16 protein-coding genes, 1 tRNA gene and 1 riboswitch are annotated in these 17,855 nt (G+C 47.6%); of the genes, 11 read left to right on the top strand and 6 right to left on the bottom strand.

The features are described from left to right. Nucleotides 1-7 precede the first annotated feature (7 nt). The 5 genes from K6Q96_RS09740 to K6Q96_RS09720 all read left to right on the top strand — a co-directional run bounded on the left by K6Q96_RS09740 (nt 8) and on the right by K6Q96_RS09720 (nt 5,128). A complete protein-coding gene (locus tag K6Q96_RS09740; protein ID WP_251875330.1) occupies nt 8-1,024 on the top strand; it encodes an ABC transporter ATP-binding protein in 1,017 nt (338 codons plus the stop codon). Continuing rightward, a complete protein-coding gene (locus K6Q96_RS09735) occupies nt 1,021-1,983 on the top strand; it encodes an ABC transporter permease (protein WP_002540561.1) in 963 nt (320 codons plus the stop codon). Before K6Q96_RS09740 ends, K6Q96_RS09735 begins: the two co-directional genes overlap by 4 nt. 2 nt (nt 1,984-1,985) lie before the next feature. Next, nucleotides 1,986-2,927: an ABC transporter permease gene (locus K6Q96_RS09730; protein ID WP_062661225.1), complete on the top strand. Its 942-nt coding sequence runs from the start codon at nt 1,986-1,988 to the stop codon at nt 2,925-2,927. Between the two features lie 151 nt (nt 2,928-3,078). Next, nucleotides 3,079-4,266 (top strand): NnrS family protein, encoded by a 1,188-nt coding sequence (locus K6Q96_RS09725; RefSeq protein ID WP_251879622.1) that lies wholly within the window; start codon nt 3,079-3,081, stop codon nt 4,264-4,266. 91 nt (nt 4,267-4,357) lie between these two features. Next, entirely contained in the window at nt 4,358-5,128 is a 771-nt protein-coding gene (locus tag K6Q96_RS09720; RefSeq protein WP_251875328.1) for a class II glutamine amidotransferase, read from the top strand. A 24-nt stretch (nt 5,129-5,152) separates the two neighbouring features. Here the strand turns inward: K6Q96_RS09720 and K6Q96_RS09715 are convergent, their stop codons facing one another. Next, nucleotides 5,153-5,911, bottom strand: a complete 759-nt coding sequence (locus K6Q96_RS09715; RefSeq protein WP_251875326.1) for a nucleotidyltransferase family protein — start codon at nt 5,909-5,911, stop codon at nt 5,153-5,155. Nucleotides 5,912-6,233: 322 nt separating this feature from the next. Between K6Q96_RS09715 and K6Q96_RS09710 the strand changes: the two genes are divergently transcribed. Together K6Q96_RS09710 and K6Q96_RS09705 are read left to right on the top strand one after the other, a co-directional pair. After that, nucleotides 6,234-6,869 carry a 2OG-Fe dioxygenase family protein gene (locus K6Q96_RS09710; protein ID WP_251875324.1) on the top strand — a complete coding sequence of 212 codons (636 nt, stop codon included), beginning with the start codon at nt 6,234-6,236 and terminating at the stop codon, nt 6,867-6,869. A 159-nt stretch (nt 6,870-7,028) separates the two neighbouring features. Continuing rightward, nucleotides 7,029-8,384: a MipA/OmpV family protein gene (locus K6Q96_RS09705; protein ID WP_251875322.1), complete on the top strand. Its 1,356-nt coding sequence runs from the start codon at nt 7,029-7,031 to the stop codon at nt 8,382-8,384. Nucleotides 8,385-8,493: 109 nt separating this feature from the next. Here K6Q96_RS09705 and K6Q96_RS09700 read toward each other — a convergent pair whose 3' ends face one another. The 4 genes from K6Q96_RS09700 to K6Q96_RS09685 form a co-directional block, all read right to left on the bottom strand. Further along, nucleotides 8,494-8,970: a hypothetical protein gene (locus tag K6Q96_RS09700; protein ID WP_251875320.1), complete on the bottom strand. Its 477-nt coding sequence runs from the start codon at nt 8,968-8,970 to the stop codon at nt 8,494-8,496. 167 nt (nt 8,971-9,137) lie between these two features. Next, complete coding sequence (locus K6Q96_RS09695; protein ID WP_251875319.1) at nt 9,138-9,728, bottom strand: FMN-dependent NADH-azoreductase; 591 nt, start codon at nt 9,726-9,728, stop codon at nt 9,138-9,140. A 193-nt stretch (nt 9,729-9,921) separates the two neighbouring features. After that, complete coding sequence (locus K6Q96_RS09690; protein WP_251875318.1) at nt 9,922-10,620, bottom strand: TSCPD domain-containing protein; 699 nt, start codon at nt 10,618-10,620, stop codon at nt 9,922-9,924. A 64-nt stretch (nt 10,621-10,684) separates the two neighbouring features. Then, nucleotides 10,685-12,841: an adenosylcobalamin-dependent ribonucleoside-diphosphate reductase gene (locus tag K6Q96_RS09685; protein ID WP_251875317.1), complete on the bottom strand. Its 2,157-nt coding sequence runs from the start codon at nt 12,839-12,841 to the stop codon at nt 10,685-10,687. A gap of 347 nt (nt 12,842-13,188) precedes the next feature. Here K6Q96_RS09685 and K6Q96_RS09680 point away from each other — a divergent pair. The 3 genes from K6Q96_RS09680 (at nt 13,189) to K6Q96_RS09670 (ending at nt 14,592) form a co-directional block, all read left to right on the top strand. Next, a tRNA-Cys gene (locus K6Q96_RS09680) sits at nt 13,189-13,262 on the top strand. A 116-nt stretch (nt 13,263-13,378) separates the two neighbouring features. Then, the gene (locus tag K6Q96_RS09675; protein ID WP_251875316.1) at nt 13,379-13,636 is read left to right on the top strand and encodes a DUF6482 family protein; all 258 of its coding nucleotides are present in this window, start codon (nt 13,379-13,381) and stop codon (nt 13,634-13,636) included. 275 nt (nt 13,637-13,911) lie between these two features. Then, nucleotides 13,912-14,592 (top strand): HAD family hydrolase, encoded by a 681-nt coding sequence (locus K6Q96_RS09670; protein WP_251875315.1) that lies wholly within the window; start codon nt 13,912-13,914, stop codon nt 14,590-14,592. 62 nt (nt 14,593-14,654) lie between these two features. On the opposite strand, the gene K6Q96_RS09665 is transcribed toward K6Q96_RS09670, so the two are convergent. Continuing rightward, a complete protein-coding gene (locus K6Q96_RS09665) occupies nt 14,655-16,043 on the bottom strand; it encodes an alanine/glycine:cation symporter family protein (protein WP_251875314.1) in 1,389 nt (462 codons plus the stop codon). A gap of 129 nt (nt 16,044-16,172) precedes the next feature. After that, a riboswitch (glycine riboswitch) is annotated at nt 16,173-16,285 on the bottom strand. 386 nt (nt 16,286-16,671) lie between these two features. Between K6Q96_RS09665 and K6Q96_RS09660 the strand changes: the two genes are divergently transcribed. Then, on the top strand, nt 16,672-17,802 hold the full coding sequence (locus K6Q96_RS09660; protein WP_251875313.1) for a hypothetical protein: 1,131 nt from the start codon (nt 16,672-16,674) through the stop codon (nt 17,800-17,802). Nucleotides 17,803-17,855 lie beyond the last annotated feature (53 nt).

Here is a 17,855-nt window from a genome sequence, read left to right as displayed (position 1 = left end):
CGGACCTATGACATTATTAAAACTAGACAACGTCTGTCAGCGCTATCCCATTGGCAAGAAAGGCTGGCTTGGGAAACCTGCGCAAGAATTGCGAGCGGTAAACAAAATTTCACTTTCCCTCAATAAAGGGGAGACGCTCGCCATTGTAGGTGAATCAGGGTGCGGCAAATCAACACTCGGCAGAATGGTCGCTCTGCTGGAATCACCGGTTGAGGGTGGCGTTGAAATTGATGGCATCCAAACGGCCGGATTAAAAGGGCAAGCGCTTAAAGACCTTCGCAGAAAACTGGGACTGGTTTTCCAGGACCCGTATTCCGCGCTTAACCCAAGATTGCCTATCTCTGAGCTGGTAGGCGAGCCACTTGAAGTCTACAACGTAGGCGATAAAGCATCGCGCAAAGCCAAAGTGATTGAGGCGTTGAAAGCCGTTGGCCTAAGCGAAGACGCGCTTGACCGTTACCCTCATGAATTTTCAGGAGGTCAGCGTCAACGTATCTGTATCGCTCGTGCTTTGGTGCTCGATCCAAAACTGATCATTGCCGATGAACCTCTGTCTGCGCTTGATGTATCGGTACAAAGCCAGGTATTGAACCTGTTTGCCGAACTTCAGCGCGAACGTAACCTCTCTTTCTTTTTCATCAGTCATGACATGGCGGTGGTTGATTATCTTGCCGACACCATTGTGGTGATGTACCTCGGTCAGGTGGTTGAACAAGCGCCGCGTGATGCATTCTTCTCTAAACCGGCTCATCCATACAGTCAGGCACTGCTTGCTGCAGTCCCCGAGGTAGGGAAGGGCAAACGTAAACGTGGTTTGGCGCTTCAAGGTGACGTGCCGAGTCCTATCGATCCTCCTAGCGGATGTGCTTTCCATCCCCGTTGTGCCAAAGCAACAGAGAAGTGTAAGCAGGAAACACCGGTTGCTTCAGTCTATGAAGACGACAACAAGCACATGGTTGCCTGTCACTATCCGGGAGAAGTGATCGACGTAAAAAAGATGGAGTCTGAGGAGGCCACGGTATGACGCAATTTTTGATAAGCCGGGTGCTGCAGAGTCTGTTTGTTCTGCTCCTCGTTTCGTTCGTTTCTTATGCCCTGATTGGCCTGATGCCAGGTGACCCGATCGATTTGATGGCGACATCCGATCCAAACATGACCGCAGAAGACGTGGCTAGACTTAAAGCGCTACAAGGGTTGGATAAACCGCTGTTAGAGCGTTATGGCAACTGGTTGATTGCAGCGTTACAGGGTGACTTTGGTTACTCGCGCCTTTACTACAAACCTGCGGAAGATGTGTTGATTCCGGCGGTTTGGAACACTGTTAAGCTGGTGGGTATCGCGACTCTGCTGTCATTACTGATTGCGATTCCAGTTGGTGTTATTGCCGCGCTGAAACACCGTTCTTGGGCTGACTATGTGATTAGCTTTGGTGCTTTCGTCGGTTTCTCTACGCCAGCGTTCTGGTTGGCACTGATGCTGATTCTGGTTTTCTCTGTAACATTAGGCTGGTTACCGGCTGGTGGTACTGGTGAAGCGGAAGGCGGTGGTTTTTGGATTCAAGCCAAACACCTGATTCTGCCAGTGATTTCACTAACCGTACTGAATGTCGCGAGCCATTCCCGTTATGTACGCGGCACCATGCTGGAAGTGATGCGTCAGGATTATATCCGTACAGCAATTGCCAAAGGCGCATCGAAAACTCGCGTTATCTGGAAGCACGCTTTGCGTAACGCCATGATCCCGCTGGTGACCATCATTGCTTTGGATATCGGTTTTCTGCTTTCAGGTGCACTGATCACGGAAACCGTATTTGCATGGCCAGGCATGGGTAAATTGATTTTTGACGCCATCATGGGTAACGACTACAACTTGGCACTGCTCGGTTTGATGGTAATTACCTTCACAGCACTGCTTGGCAACCTGTTGGCAGATATTGCCTACGCCAAGCTTGACCCACGCATCAGTTTGACTAAAGGAGCATAAGCATGACACAACAAGTGACTAACGCTGCTCCTGCAGCACCAAAGCGTAAGGCATCATCGCCATGGGTATTGGTATGGCAACGATTCTGTAAGCACAAAGCGGGATTGGTGAGCGCGGTATTCATCGTTCTGCTGACTATCTTGTGTTTCAGTGCGCCATTACTGGCGGCATGGTTTGGGCATGACCCGTTCGAAGTGGACTTCTTTGCCCGCTTTGAACCTGCCAGCAGCACACACTGGTTAGGTGCTGATGAACTGGGCCGTGACGTATTCCTGCGCTTGCTTTATGGCGGTCAGGTTTCGCTGGCAGTCGGTGCAGTCGCTGCGCTGGCGACGGCGATACTTGGCACCTTGATTGGGGTATTTGCTGGGTATTTTGGCGGCAAGTTGGACTCAATACTGATGCGTATTGCAGACTTCACTTTGTCTTTGCCAACACTGCCACTGATGATCGTTCTGGCAGCGGTAGACCTGAGTAAACTGGGACTGCCTGATAGCTGGGCTCAAGGTGAAAATGCCAGCTTTATTCGCATTATCATTATCGTGGCGCTGTTTGGTTGGCCAACCACTGCACGTCTGGTGCGTTCAGGTACTTTGTCTGTGCGTGAGCGTGACTACGTAAAAGCTGCGATTGGCTATGGGGCTTCACCTTGGCGCATCATTCGCCGTCACGTACTGCCAAATGTGTTGTCTCCAGTCATTATTGCCACCACCATGGCGCTGGGTGGCGTTATCCTGCTGGAAAGTGCGCTGTCATTCCTTGGCTTGGGTATTCAACCGCCAATGCCTTCATGGGGTAACATGTTGCAGAATGCGCAGGAAGTGATTTGGCAGTCGCCAGGTCTGGCTATCTATCCGGGTGTTGCCATCTTGATCACCGTTATGGCGTTTAACTTCCTCGGTGATGCACTGCAAGATGCGTTGGACCCGAAATCGGGAAGCTAATTTAGCCCGAAAACCTATTCAAAGCCGGCAATCGCCGGCTTTTTCTTTCCTTAAAACACTGATATTCGGATACTAAACAGGCTGACTTTCCTATCTTTCTTTAAGATGTATAATATATACAACTTAAAGGATTCGGAGAGATGATTCCATGATGATCAACATTGTCGACAAGGCAAAGGAAGACCGTATTCCTCCCATTTTACGACTGGGCTTTAGGCCGTTTTTCCTGTTGGCTTCCATTTATGCCGTGTTTACTGTGAGCGTCTGGAGTTGGATTTTCTCGACTGGCGCATCGACGTCGCTCAGTGTCCCACCTCTGTGGTGGCATGCTCATGAAATGTTATTTGGATTTGCTATAGCAGTGGTGGCAGGTTTTCTTCTAACTGCGGTTCAAACATGGACAGGCGTGAAGGGAACATCCGGGTGGAACCTTGCAATCATTGTGATGCTTTGGTTGTTACCGCGGGTTCTATTTTGGACCGACACACCACTGGCGGTGATTGCTTTAATTGATGGTGCATTTTTGTTGGCTGTCGGCTGGGAAGTGGGGATGAGGGTGGTGAAAACGAAACGTTGGCGAAATTTGTTTTTCATTCCAATGCTCACCGTTGCACTTACCGCTAACTTCGCAAGCTATGCCACGGTGAAGGGAATACCACCGTTTTCCTCCAACGTACTGTGGCAGGCGATGATTTGGTGGTTCATGCTGCTTATATCCGTCATGGGGGGAAGGGTGATCCCATTTTTCACCGCAAAACGCTTTCAGTTTGAAGCGCCAAAAGCCTTACTGTGGCTTGATGTGGCTGCAAATCTCCCGTTGGTCTTATTGGCGATTCTGTGCTTCTTTCCTTTGGTGGGCTCGACTGTCACTCTGGCTTTGCTGCTGGTGGCGGGCAGCGCGCAACTGATTCGTCTCTTCCGCTGGGGTGGCATTAAGTCAATGAGCGAGCCTCTTGTTTGGGCATTGCATGTGTTTTACCTTGCTTTGCCGTTGGGACTCTTTGCCAAATCAATGGCAATCAGCAGCCCTTGGGTATCTCATACTTTGATCCACCTACTGGCTATGGGTACCTTAGCAGGCGTTATTCTCGCGATGATTGCTAGGGTGACGATGGGACATACCGGGCGTGCAATATATCAAGGTCCGCCGTTTGCTTTTGCCTTTCTTTCCCTCATAGCAGCTACTTTTATCCGCGTAATGGGACCAGCGATTTGGCCTGAATATTTGAGTACATGGGTAGTGGTTGCGGCGGTGGGGTGGTCAATATCATTTGTCGCTTTTGCTATTGTTTTCGGCCCTATGTTGATGAAAGCGAGGGTCGACGGGCACCCCGGTTGATTAAAACACTAAACCAAAAATGAGCTGTCTGGCACGGCAATTTCCTATAACTCACGCATACTTAAAAAGTCTGAAGTAATAGGAGGTTGCTGTGTGTAGGTGGTTAGCGTATCAGGGAAAGCCGTGTTATCTGGACGAAATACTTCATCAGCCAAATCATTCGTTGGTATCGCAAAGTATGGATGCAACCAAAGCGGTGACTGCCGTCAATGCGGATGGTTTTGGCATTGCTTGGTATGGTGAAAAACCAACGCCTGCACTTTATAGAGAGGTGTTACCTGCATGGTCTGATGCCAATCTAAAATCGTTAGCAGAACACACGCGGTCTCACCGTTTTATGGCGCATGTCCGTGCGTCGACCGGTACGAATACCTCCCGAGAAAACTGTCATCCATTCAATGTTGATCACTGGCTGTTCATGCATAACGGGCAAGTCCCTGAATTTGAACAGACGCGCTACAGCCTTGAGCGGCATTTGGAGGAGTCTTACTACCTTAAGCGAAAAGGGTCTACAGACAGTGAACTTATCTTCCTTCTTCTTTTGCAATACAAAATGGAATCGTCACCCAAAGAAGCGCTTCAAAAAGTCATCGCTAGGGTGGAAGCTGAAATGCGAGCCAAAGAGGTGAAAGATCCGTTCAAAGCATCAATTTGTGTCAGTAACGGTAAACAATTTTGGGGATTAAGATATGCCACTCATGGTGTACCTCCGACGTTGTTCTACAAGCATCTAGACAGCGGTGTAGTGCTTGCATCAGAGCCATACGACACAGACAGAGAAGGGTGGAAAAGCGTGCCAGCGCAGAGCTTTATTGCACTTGAAGGCGAGCAAATAGAGATTACGCAATTCGAGATAAGATAGGGCGGAAAACCGCCCCAAGGTTGGTTATACCGCTGTGCTGTATGGCTGATATTGCGCCCAAGCCATTTGGTACATTTTTCGAGATTGCTGACGAAGCTGGGCAATCTTAGTCACTTCAAACTCCGTTAAATCACGACTCGCTGCATCACGTTCAATGCGCTGGATTTGCTCATATATACCGTGCTCAGGGCCATTTTTAATTTTAGAAATAGCATTAAGATGCAGTTGTACTTCTGCAACCAATTGGCTTTCCGGCAGTGTCACCAGTACTTTCAAATCACGATAGCCTGAGGGGCGAGGAGACTGAAAGCGGTTAATCACCTCGAGTGTCTGTGTACTTGCAGCAAGCTTTTCATATGCTTGGTTTAAAGAGTCAATTGAGTCAGATTCAATGGTGATTCGTACGATATCAGTGAGCTTAGACACATCACCATTCAGTTCTTTCTCCACTTTTACGGCCGCACGATCCTGCCCCTTCATGCCAGCACTCAATACTTTTGCGTTTACAGAATCGGCAATACCTGCTGCTAGTGTTTCCAATTCTTGTTGTGCGTCTGGGGCGAGCTTGTACAGAGTATCTAAATCGTTGGCGGGTTGATTCACTTGATGGGCACGAAAAGAAGGAATAGCGAGTAAATCAGACAGTGCTTGTTGAGGCTGAGTTTGCTCATACGCTGGGCTAGGGTGTTCAGGGAGGGGCTTAGTGTCAGGTTGATTGGCATATGCTGGAACACGAATCACCAGAATTGGTACGATAATCAGCGCCTTAATCATTCTTCCCATTTACTTACCTCTTGGTTTCCTTGGGCATCCACATTGATATCTTATCTGTGGAACATGAATGTTAGCTGAATGAAAGAGTTAGGTTCGCGTTCAACCTCTCAAAGTAGATTGGAGCAATTTGGTACAGATCAAATATTGCAAAATATTCTTCTACTTATTCTGTCTGGTGCGAATTATTTGTGTGTATTTGTCGTTTTAGGTGATTTTATAATCTATAAAAGTTTGTCAAACTTGCTGCATTGTCGTTAACTTTATGTGATGACTGTGGTCAGGAAACTCTTACCCAGAGTACCTGATTGAGGACCAATATGGAGGACGTCACATGTACCATCCAGATTACCTTATGCAGCTTTGTCATATCAGCGACCAAGCTGTCAAAGAACTTGAACCAATGTTTGATGATCTGCCCACTACCCCTTATGCAGATGGTCAGTATCGGTTAAGACGCTATTCGATTGTGCACTGCCACGATGGCGCGCTCCGGCAAATGGAGCATCACACCTTTGTACAATCTCAAGCTATCAACCAGCACCAAGGTGGTGTGGTGAGAAACTTTGAAGAACTCACTTCTGCAGTGCTTCACTCTGAGGGTTTGTTTGAACTTTGCCGCTTGTTTAAAGACAACAATGAGTTGGATGACGAGCAAGATATCGAAATTCATCAGATGAGGGTGATCACCCTTAATGACATCACGCCAGTATCTCCCGAGGGTATTCACCAAGATGGTTTTGATCACATTGCGATTGCTGCGATAGACAGAAAGAATGTGCAAGGTGGCGAAATTCTGGTTTACAAAGATAGGAGTGACCAGCCGTTCTTTTCTCTGGCAATGAACAATGGTGATGTTGCATTGCTGGATGATCATGCTGTTTGGCATAATGCGAACCCCATTAGACCGCTCAATCCATCACAGCATGGTCATCTGGATCTCTTTGTTTTGACAGCAAGAGAGCATTAACACCAAAAAGCAAAGCGCTAAAACAATAGACACTGGTGGCCAAATCGGCTGCCAGTCCTTTTTCATACGTCTTAACTTACTGATTCCATGCATTAATCCGAAGCACTTCCCTTTGAATGCGTTACAATTACCTCACTTGGATTAATGCATAGAAGATGAATGAAAAGTCAGTTTCCCTTAGCGCTTGTTGCTGCATCACTTTGTTTTACCGGAGTATCACACGCTAACAGCGACCCCGAACCAATTGAAGAGTCAGAGACTGTAGAGACATTGCGCTTAAAGCGAAGTGAGAACTGGGGTTTGGCGGCAACAATTCGTTCTGCTGGTATTCCTTTTTCTGGCAGCGGCAGTGATATTGTCTCCAGTTTTGTGCCGATGATGTTCTATGAAGACGAAGCTTTTTTTATCGACGGTACCGAGGGTGGTCTGAGACTTTGGGAAGAAGATGAATGGCGATTGAATACTATTCTTCGTATGCGTTTTATCGACCTCCCAACAGCGGTACAAAATGATATTGGTGGAGACACTGGTGATTTTGGTTTTCAGTTGAAGCGCCAAATGGACGATGGCTGGTATGCGGATTTAGATCTACTTTCTGACAAAAGCAACCGCTTCCATGGCATCGCGACCTTGGGTAAAAAACTCGAAGGTGAAAGTTACGATTTGAATGCGACTATTTCTGCGCGATATAAAGATTCAGACTTCAACAGTTTCTATTACGGTCTCTCTGAATACAGAAATGATGGTGTAGAACTTGGTGCGGGGATGGACTTTAAAGCGGGCGTAAAAGGGCGTTACCACGTCTATTCCAATCTTTATCTGGTTGGCGCGGCCTATGCTACCTACTTTGATGAGAATGTGCGCAATGCGCAAACCATCAGCAACGACTGGCATGGTGAAGTTTACGCGGGCTTCGGTTTCTTTAATGATAACCGCCGTCACAGCGAGCGTGAAATTTCGACCCGTCCATATTGGCGTTTAGCGCATGGTTGGGCCACCCCCTCTAATATTGGCGATATCCTCGCCGGTGACACTGAAAAAGACCCATTTAACAACCAACTGACTTCGGTCTTCTATGGCCACCCACTGAGCGACGAGTTGTTTGGTATCCCTATGGACTTGTACCTGACTCCAGGTATTGTTTGGCACTGGAACTCAGAAGTTCAGGCTTCTTCAGCCGAAATTGTGATGGCAATTAAAGCTTATTACACCGTCGATTGGCCAACCAAGTGGCGACTCGGTGTGGCAGAAGGCCTCTCTTATGTGAACAACATCACTTATATCGAGCAGACAGAAATGGATGAAAAAGGGTATGAGCCAAGCAATTTGCTCAACTTCATCGATCTGTCTCTTGATGTGAATCTTGGGGACTTGTTTGGGAAGTCCGACTGGAACCGTGCTTGGTTGGGGTATTCCATTCATCACCGCTCGGCAATCTTTGAAAAAGCGAGCCAGTTTGGCCGTATCAAAGGCGGGAGTAACTACAACACGATTTACTTGCAGATCGAGTTCTAGTTGGTTTTGGGACTTAGAGGATTTTAGAGGGTGATTAGGCGAGCGCCGGGACATTTGGGAGAGAAAGGATATGATGCTTTCAATTTCCCGACGCTCTAATTCTTAGGTCTTATTTTGTGTAAGGCAGGTAGCCAGTGAAACCGACAATCTTCCAACCCGCAGGTGTTTTCTTCAGATAGTAAAGTGTTTGCCAGTTAAGCACTTCTGGCTCTTTGCCTACAACTTGAATCGTGCCATCAAACTGCTTTCTAGCAATCGCCTTACCGTCTTTCACTTCAATCTGTTCCAGTGTTGTCAGCTTGTGAACAGCGTCTTCCAGCGGCTCTGCATATTCGGTATCCAAACTTGCGCGAGCAGCTTCCAGCCAAGAATCGCGGTAGCTTTCAAAGCGCGAGAAGGCAAGATTCCATTTACTCGGGTCGCTGTCGAAACCCGCGTTGACGGCAAAGAACTCGTCCTCAAGGAAATCATCTTCTACCATCGACCAATCCGCTTGGGTATAAGCGCGAATATCTTTTGCGACCAACATGTCCCAAATTTCAGCGCGGTCTTCGTCATTTCCTAAAAATGGATTTGCTTTAATCACTTAGGGCTCCAGCAGGGCAAACCAAAGGCCACATAAGAACGGATTATTTACCAAATGAAAATGCCGAAAAGGCGATGCTGAGAGAAAGATCCAACAAAAAAAGGGTGTCTACACAGACACCCAAAATGAAAAAGGAAATTTAAGTTAGCAGTAAATGGAAATCTGAATCAGGAAACCAGAGCCATGAGATCTTTGGCAGCCTGTTCCATAGAAGCTTTTGCGGGGTCATCACCCATTGCCAATGCCTCAGCGTATACAAACTGCACTTCGGTAATACCTATAAAGCCCAGCACAGTTTTCAGGTAACCCGTGATGTGTTCACTTGGTTGGCCCAAATGCATTCCACCGCGGGTGGTGACCACAATGGCTTTCTTACCAGTGAGCAATCCCTTTGGACCATTCTCGGTGTAAGAGAACGTCACGCCAGCGCGGGCGATAAAATCAATCCAGTTCTTCAACTGGGTTGGAATGTTGAAGTTGTACATTGGCGCTGCGATAACCAAGGTATCGCTTGCTTTGATTTCGTCAATCAGTTGGTCAGATTGAGTCAATGCTTCTTGTTGACGTGGCGTTGGGTTATCTGCGCCACGCAATCCCATTGCCAGCTCGCCATCCAATACTGGAATTGCGTGAGCTGCAAGGTCACGTTCAATAACAAAAGTGTCTTCACCAAACTGTGAAACCAACTGGTCAATCAATTTTGTTGAAGAAGAGTATTCGCCGAGAATGCTTGACTTTAAAACCAGTATATTAGCCATGATTTGCTCCAATTAAGTGTCTTTTTCACGTGTTTTGTCGTATTGAGACTAACTATAGGTGGCTGGCATCAGGGGAAAAAGCAGAAAAATTTGGATTGGTTGTTCGAATTAATTGAACATGGCTAAAAGAGGGCAATGAGATAGAAAAAAGGGCTTCCCGAAGGAAGCCCTTAAAATGTGGGTATTCAGTGCATTAACCGCACTTAGAGTCGCCACAATTCAGACAAGTCTGACAACCGTCTTTCACGATAACGGCTTTGTTGTGGCACTTGTAGCAAAGGGTTGCGCTAGGCGGAAAACCCGTGCTTGCCGGTTCTTCCTCTTTCACTTCTTCTTTTGCTGCGTTTTCAGCGCGTTTGGCTTCAAGGAATGCCTTCTGGTGTTCGTCCATCTCTGGGTTTTTCAGCATGCCGATTTCCATCAGGTGCTGTTCAATCACATTGCCGATTTCAGCAATCAGAGAAGGCACGTATTTGCCTTTGTTCCAGTAACCGCCTTTAGGGTCGAATACGGAACGCAGTTCTTCCACCAGGAAAGTCACGTCGCCACCTTTGCGGAAGACAGCCGAAATGATGCGAGTAAGCGCGACGATCCATTGGTAGTGCTCAAGGCTCTTGCTGTTAATGAAGATTTCAAAAGGACGACGCACTTCGTGATCAGTGCCTTCGTTCAGCACAACATCGTTGATGGTAATAAACAGAGAATGCTCAGAAACGTGTTCTGGCGTCTTCAGTTTATACGTCGAACCCAGCAGTTTTTCTGGGCGCGGCATTTCTTCATGCATGGTTTCAAATGTTGGTACTTCAACAACAGGAGCAACAGGCGCTTCTTGAACGGCGTCTCTGCTTTTTACTTTGTACGCAACAATTTTGCTTTCGATTTTACGTGTCATAACGAATTACTTCTTTCTCACAAAGGGCAGCGAAATCGCCACCCCTTTATCTGTCTGTCTGCGGTTAGAACTTACCGTAGTAGCCTTCTTTCAGGGCGTCGTAGAGGTTAGCAGCGGTGTGTTCTTCACCGTCATACTCAATCTTCTCGTTGCCTTTGGCTTCAAAGGTGGTGCCATCTTCCAGCGTGAATACGTAAGTGGTGTTTTCCAGATCTTCTTCTTTCACAAGAACACCCTGGAACACTTCTGGGTTGAAGCGGAAGGTGGTACAACCTTTCAGACCCTTGTCATACGCATCCATATAGATGTCTTTGAAGCTCTCAAACGGAAAGTCAGTCGGTACGTTTGCAGTCTTCGAAATTGAAGAGTCAATCCAACGCTGTGCAGCAGCCTGAACTTCAACGTGCTGGCTAGGAGTAATGTCATCGGCAGTGATGAAGTACTCTGGCAGTTTTTCGTCTTCTTTCGCGCTGTATGGCATTGCTTTTTGGTTGATCAGTTCGCGGTATGCCAACAGCTCAAAACTGAAGACATCGACGCTTTCTTTCGACTTCTTACCTGGCTTGATCACGTTACGAGTGTAGTGGTGAGCAAAGCTTGGTTCGATACCGTTACTTGCGTTGTTGGCTAGCGACAGAGAGATGGTACCTGTTGGTGCGATAGAGCTGTGGTGGGTGAAACGACCACCGTTCGCCGCCAGTTTCTCAATCAGGTCTGGACGAACTTCGCCAATTTGCTGCATGTAACGGCTGTATTTTGCGTGCAGGACTTTACCTTTCACTTTGTCGCCCACTTTGATGCCGTCTTTCGCCATTTCAGGGCGCAGACGCATCATTTTAGGAGTAACGTCGAATTCTTTGTCCATCACTGGTGCTGCGCCTTTCTCTGCAGCAAGTTCGATTGCTTGTTCCCAACCGGTGATCGCCATTTCCTGAGAAACTTGCTCAGTGAAAGCGATAGACGCTGCGCTGCCGTATTTGTGGCGAAGCATCGTCAGAGTAGAACCCAGACCTAAGAAGCCCATGCCATGACGGCGTTTGGTTTCGATCTCTTCACGTTGTTTCTCAAGCGGCAGTTGGTTGATCTCAACCACGTTGTCCAGCATACGGGTGAAGATAGCCACAACCTTACGGTACATATCCCAGTCGAAGTAGGCATTTTCAGTGAATGGGTCGCGAACGAACTTGGTCAGGTTCACTGAACCCAGCAGACACGCGCCATAAGGGGGCAGTGGCTGTTCACCACATGGGTTGGTTGCACGAATGTCTTCGCAGAACCAGTTGTTGTTCATTTGGTTAACTTTGTCGATCAGGATAAAGCCTGGTTCTGCGTAATCGTAAGTCGATGACATGATCACGTTCCACAGGTTACGCGCCGGCATGGTGCGGTAGATTTTGCACGCCACGCGGCCTTTATCATCTTCAACCAGGCCATCTTTGCTCGGCCAGTCTACCCAAACGATGCTGTCATCGTTCTGCAGATCGGTGCCGTCTTGACGCGCTTCTTTCGCGGTCACTGGGAAGATCAGTTGCCATTCGCCATCGTTCTTAACGGCTTCGATAAACTCTTCAGTGATCAACAGAGACAGGTTGAACTGACGCAGACGGCCATCTTCACGCTTCGCACGGATGAACTCCATCACGTCTGGATGGCGGATATCCATGGTGCCCATTTGCGCACCGCGACGACCACCTGCTGAAGAAACGGTGAAGCACATCTTGTCGTAGATATCCATGAACGACAGTGGGCCAGAGGTGTAGGCACCGGCGCCAGAAACAAACGCACCGCGTGGACGCAGGGTAGAGAAGTCGTAGCCGATACCACAGCCCGCTTTCAGGGTCAGGCCAGCTTCGTGCACTTTACCCAGAATGTCGTCCATTGAATCTTCAATAGTGCCACTCACCGTACAGTTGATGGTTGAGGTAGCAGGCTTGTGCTCGAAAGCGCCAGCGTTAGACGTAATACGGCCTGCTGGGATAGCACCGTGACGAAGTGCCCACAGAAATTCGTTGTACCATTTTTCGCATACTGATTTTTCTTCGAGATCGGCAAGTGCGCGAGCAACACGCTTGAAAGTGTCATCCAGTGTCGCGTCGATTGCGTCACCGTGTTTGCTTTTCAGGCGGTATTTGCTGTCCCAAATTTCCATCGACGTATCTTGGTAAGGAATAGCGAGTACGCCAGTGGATTCGATATCAGTAGCTGACTTGGTTTTAGCCATTATGAATTGCACCTCGAAAGTAATGCCGTCTTGTTGAGCGAAGCTTGGCCAGAAACACTATATTGTGCCCCTGATCGACAAGGGCGCAGATCAAACCACTATATCCTGTGATCTTCAAGTCTTGACAAACACTCTTTTCAGCAGAAATTTCACTTCCCCTTACAGGATAGTGTGTTGTGCATCTAAAACCTATCAATGTAAAAGGTGTTGCACTTGCAAAGAGACGTTTTTGCTCGGAGTAATCAAATCAGAAACACTCAGTTGGAAAGGTGTAAAAAACCGTTGCGTTGCGCGTTGGGGACTCTATAATTCCGTTCCTTAACCAGAGACACTCTCTGGTACCCGAAGGCGCGTTGGCAGAGTGGCTATGCAGCGGATTGCAAATCCGTGGACCTCGGTTCGACTCCGGGACGCGCCTCCATTTTCTCTCCCCCGATTTTCTTTGTTCTCACTTCCGGCCTTACAAAAACACCACTTTCTGATCGCTATGACTTTACTGCGCGTAACTCTGTTAAATCACAACAAGAGGGAAGACCAATGTCGAATGCAGAAGCCATCATTGTTAGTTGCGGAGACACCAGCAAATACCTTATTGGTACCAGCGCAGGTCGCGGCTCAGTGACATATCAGCGGAGCAAGAACGGGGATTTGATGTTCTTCGAATGCCTAAATACAGCAAAAGAAGCCCTTACACAGCAGGGTTTTACATCGGCGACGTTGGTGATGGACAATCCTTACGATGAAATGATTGGTGAAGAAGCCAGCGAAACCAGCAGCCACATTATTTCGCTTTAAATTTGGGCAGACTTCGGCGTCGCCCCACATCACACATTCCTTGAAAGTGATGGTTACAAATTGTGAGTAGCCATCACTTTGTCACATTTCTTTTCTAGCGTATGCGCCAACCTTGATGTGGGTCTACTATCTGTAATTATCAGTCAAGATTGTTGCCCATACGTTGCATTTGTAAATACAATGTTCGGCTTGCGCGGAATTGGGTAACGGCCACGCGCAATTTCAAATCAGCCTTGAGGGTTGTTTCTGTATCCTAGATTTGGGGAAAGGCGTTAATGAACCTGTTTATGTTGGATGTCGATGGGACGTTGATCGACAGCTACGATTTTGATTCTGATTGCTTTCGTTCTGCAGTAGAGGAAGTGGTCGGTATCGAACTCACGGATGATTGGGGTGCGTTTACCAACGTTACCGACGTTGGCATTCTGGAAGAATTGATTGAACAGCAGGGAATGCGTCAGGAAAGAATGCGTATATTGCGAGAGGTCAAAGCGCTGTTTCTACAAAAGCTGCGTGAGTATATTTCTTCGAACAAAAACGATCTGACCGCGACACCAGGGGCTATTGAGTTCGTGAATGACATGAAAGCACACCCCAATGTGGTGTTGGCTATTGCGACCGGTGGTTGGGAAGAATCTGCCAAAATGAAGCTGAGTGCCGCAGGCTTTGATGTCACCGGTGTTAGCTTTGCGTCTTGCTCTGATGCAATGACACGCAGCGAAATCATGGCGCTGGCCGCTTTTCGTGCCAAGCAAGACACAGGTGCAGTATTTACCCGCCGTGTCTACTTTGGTGATGGAGAGTGGGACAAAATGGCAACCAGCACACTCGGGTATGAGTTTGTTTCCGTTGGTACTAAAGTCCAACATCACACCCGAATCCCGAACTTCGTTCATTATGATGCTATTTTCGGTAAATTGGGTTTGAGTAACATGTTAAATGCTAAAACCGCATAGCCTTTTCGGTAATCAAAAACAGCGCCAATTGGCGCTGTTTTTGTTTCTATCGAGTCAGTAATTCAGGCTTTAGCGGCTTTAGAATCAGATGATGAACTAACCGCATTTTTCAACGCATCAAAGTAGACACGGGTTTCTTCCGCGACCACATGGCGCAGGAGAATGAGGCCAATCAAGTTTGGCACTGCCATCAGACCGTTCACAATGTCAGCAATCAGCCAAATCATGTCCAGCTTGATAAAAGCACCAGACAGGATGAGTGAGACAAACACCAGCTTGTAAATCAGTACTGCGCGTTGACCAAACAGGTACACCACACAACGTTCGCCATAGTAGTTCCAGCCAAGGATTGTCGTGAAGGCAAAGAACATCAGACCAATAGCAACAATCATTGGGCCAAAACCTTCGTTCAGGCCAAGTGAGAATGCCTCTGTGGTCATGCGCGCACCTTCAATGTTCATCGACCAAACGCCTGTCAGCACCAGTGCAAGGCCAGTCATTGAGCAGATGACGACGGTGTCCAGGAAAGTACCGACCATGGAAATCAAACCTTGTCGTACACAAGAGTTGGTCTGTGCTGAAGCAGCTGCCATTGGTGCGCTTCCCAACCCCGATTCGTTTGAGAAAACGCCACGGGCAACACCTGCTTGAATGGCAATCATGATAGAGGCACCTGCGAAACCGCCAGTTGCTGCTTGACCGGTAAACGCAGACTCCACAATCAGGCTAATCGCAGAAGGAATGGCACCTGCATTGTTCACCAGAATGCCTACACAAGCGGTGACGTAAACCACTGTCATGGTCGGAATGATCTTGCTCGCGAGTCTCGCTATGGATTTGATGCCACCAATGGTCACTGCAGCAACCAGCACGGTCAGTACAATCGCAGTGATTTCATGTGGAATATTGAATGCGATATGGCTGGCATCCACAATCGCATTCACTTGCGGGAAAGTACCAATACCAAAGCAAGCAACGCCAATGGTAAAGAAAGCAAACAGGCGCGCGAGCCACTTTTTGCCTGCACCTTTCTCCAGGTAGAGCATGGGTCCACCCAACATGTTTCCTTGGGCATCTTTTTCGCGGTATTTCACCGCAAGTAGACACTCAGCATATTTGGTTGCCATGCCGAAAAGTGCTGCCATCCACATCCAGAACAGAGCGCCCGGGCCACCCAGTTTCAAGGCGGTAGCAACACCAACGATGTTACCGGTTCCAATAGTGGCAGAAAGGGCAGTACAAAGCGCAGCGAAGCTTGATACATCGCCTTTGCCAGTGACACCTTCTTCTTTTTTGAAAACGTAAGATAGCGCTAAAGGCAATTTAGAAAACTGAAGTGCGCCAAGGCGTAAAGTGAAATAGATACCAGTGCCGACAAGCAGCAGCAGAAGTGGTGGACCCCAGACGAGGTTGTCTATGATTTGTAGAAAGTCGTAAAGCGAATGGTTCATTTATCCCCCTTTAGATTAAAAGGAGGAGAGTAGCCGCAGAAAAATAGCAGTATGTATAACCAAATGATCAGAATATGCTCGCTGAATCGTGTGTTTTCAGGTTATTTGGTTATAACGAAAATTAATGCGGTTATCTCCTCTGTCCTTTTGCCTGAGAGTTTCACTCGAATCCATCTTTAAGGATGGGCGAGCTTGCTCCTTCGGCGGGTAAGTCGTGCTTACCTCTCTCCAGAGTTCCCTCCCGCTACTGTCCTTACTCAAACACCAAGTTCAGTGTTAATGAGTGCCTGAAAGATTTACTTCTTCGGCGGATGGCTAATACCATCTCTCTCCAGCAGCGTTCACCGGGTCTTCAAATTTTCATCAGTATCATAGATCACAAAAATATGAATGCAATTGAAAATAGAGTGTTTGGTATAAAATTGAACACAAAGGCTTAAAAAGATAATTCTATGTTAATGAAACGTTTCTTTTGTTTGTTAGTAAAAGGAGAGGTTGAACAAACCTTAAACAATTGCTCTCTCAGTTTGTTGGGCTTTGAGCTATCTTAGTTTTGAGACGATTTCTGGCTCAAGAAAGTCCCTGAGAGGCCGATAAAACTTCATCTGAACTGTAATTAAATCTGTCAATGACCACGTTTAACGAAATCCTTGGTACTAAGTCGGGTGATCCTGAATCCACTGTGAAGCAGCGTTACAAATTGCTGTCTGTTCGCGTGCACCCAGATAAAGGTGGTTCCAAGGCATTGATGCATCTTGTCCGCCATTCCTACGACAACATCGTCAAAGGAAAAGGCGAACACCCCCTCGCGATTCCATCTGTCTCTTCAGGCGGCAACAGCACTGCGCTGGCGCGTGAATTGGCCGCAGTGAAAAAGGAAAGGGACGAGCTCTCCGCGCTAAATCAGCTACTCAAGGTGCAACTCAACCAGTCCAAAAAGGGAAATGCTGGCGGTAGTGGCATCGACTACTCTCGTAGAATCGCACAGCTAGAAGGTGAGATGGTACTTCTCAAGGAAGAACGCAATCGTCTTCAAAGCCAGAAAGATGCTGCCATTGTCGAACAGGGCAAGTTAGCGGGTGAGTTACGACGGGCGCTGTCTGAAAACGAAATGTTAGAAACTGAGCTCGAGAGAAATTCGGGCGTAAAAATGCCAGGCGCTGTTCAGTGGGCACAGAAGTTCTGGTTACCGGCAATGGCGATGTCGTCATTGATTGTGGTTTTGCTCCTTGGGGCGAGCATGGTGAATTGGTCTGCGATGACAGCCTGGTTTGATAGCGAAGAGCCAGAAGTGACACCGCCACCCGTCCGAGTGGTTCATGCCAAACCGAAAAACCAAACCATTACTGACAACGAACCGACCATCGAAGAAATAGTCCCAATGATGGAAGAAACTTTGCGTCTGCCATTTTTGAAGCTAACAAGCAAAACGGGTGTGTGGTCCTTGGCATCTTATACAGAGTCGAACAGACCTTACATTTCTATCAGGAGCGCAAATGGGTCTTATGTCGTGAATGACTGTAGTGGTGAGTTCAGGCTTTATCTGAATGAACCTCTGAAGCCCTTGCGAGTGGCTGCGAACTTGATTTATTTGCATCAAAATCAACATTTCCACGTATATAAAATTCCATATGGGCAAGGTTCAAGTGCGGATAGTTGGTTACAAAGCCGCAAGTTAGAGATAAACGACGAACTGTTTACGAGCGAATCATTCAGAGATAGCCGCGAAGCACTGCTCGAAATGTGTACTGGTACCTAGTTCCAATTGTGCAATCTCATGTTTTTCGTTCTAAGTTTATGAATGTGAATAAA

Origin of the sequence: Grimontia kaedaensis (assembly GCF_023746615.1) — a bacterium.
Taxonomy (GTDB): Bacteria; Pseudomonadota; Gammaproteobacteria; order Enterobacterales; family Vibrionaceae; genus Enterovibrio; species Enterovibrio kaedaensis.
Note: the sequence above shows the minus strand (reverse complement) of the source record. Positions and strands in the feature narration are given on the sequence as shown.

Bases quoted from the DNA above. Each gene is read 5' to 3' on its own strand.
- K6Q96_RS09685 (WP_251875317.1), bottom strand. From the start codon at position 12,841: ATGGCTAAAACCAAGTCAGCTACTGATATCGAATCCACTGGCGTACTC.
- K6Q96_RS09690 (WP_251875318.1), bottom strand. From the start codon at position 10,620: ATGACACGTAAAATCGAAAGCAAAATTGTTGCGTACAAAGTAAAAAGC.
- K6Q96_RS09670 (WP_251875315.1), top strand. From the start codon at position 13,912: ATGAACCTGTTTATGTTGGATGTCGATGGGACGTTGATCGACAGCTAC.
- K6Q96_RS09705 (WP_251875322.1), top strand. From the start codon at position 7,029: ATGAAAAGTCAGTTTCCCTTAGCGCTTGTTGCTGCATCACTTTGTTTT.
- K6Q96_RS09665 (WP_251875314.1), bottom strand. From the start codon at position 16,043: ATGAACCATTCGCTTTACGACTTTCTACAAATCATAGACAACCTCGTC.
- K6Q96_RS09735 (WP_002540561.1), top strand. From the start codon at position 1,021: ATGACGCAATTTTTGATAAGCCGGGTGCTGCAGAGTCTGTTTGTTCTG.
- K6Q96_RS09715 (WP_251875326.1), bottom strand. From the start codon at position 5,911: ATGGGAAGAATGATTAAGGCGCTGATTATCGTACCAATTCTGGTGATT.
- K6Q96_RS09730 (WP_062661225.1), top strand. From the start codon at position 1,986: ATGACACAACAAGTGACTAACGCTGCTCCTGCAGCACCAAAGCGTAAG.
- K6Q96_RS09725 (WP_251879622.1), top strand. From the start codon at position 3,079: ATGATCAACATTGTCGACAAGGCAAAGGAAGACCGTATTCCTCCCATT.
- K6Q96_RS09740 (WP_251875330.1), top strand. From the start codon at position 8: ATGACATTATTAAAACTAGACAACGTCTGTCAGCGCTATCCCATTGGC.
- K6Q96_RS09675 (WP_251875316.1), top strand. From the start codon at position 13,379: ATGTCGAATGCAGAAGCCATCATTGTTAGTTGCGGAGACACCAGCAAA.
- K6Q96_RS09660 (WP_251875313.1), top strand. From the start codon at position 16,672: ATGACCACGTTTAACGAAATCCTTGGTACTAAGTCGGGTGATCCTGAA.
- K6Q96_RS09695 (WP_251875319.1), bottom strand. From the start codon at position 9,728: ATGGCTAATATACTGGTTTTAAAGTCAAGCATTCTCGGCGAATACTCT.
- K6Q96_RS09710 (WP_251875324.1), top strand. From the start codon at position 6,234: ATGTACCATCCAGATTACCTTATGCAGCTTTGTCATATCAGCGACCAA.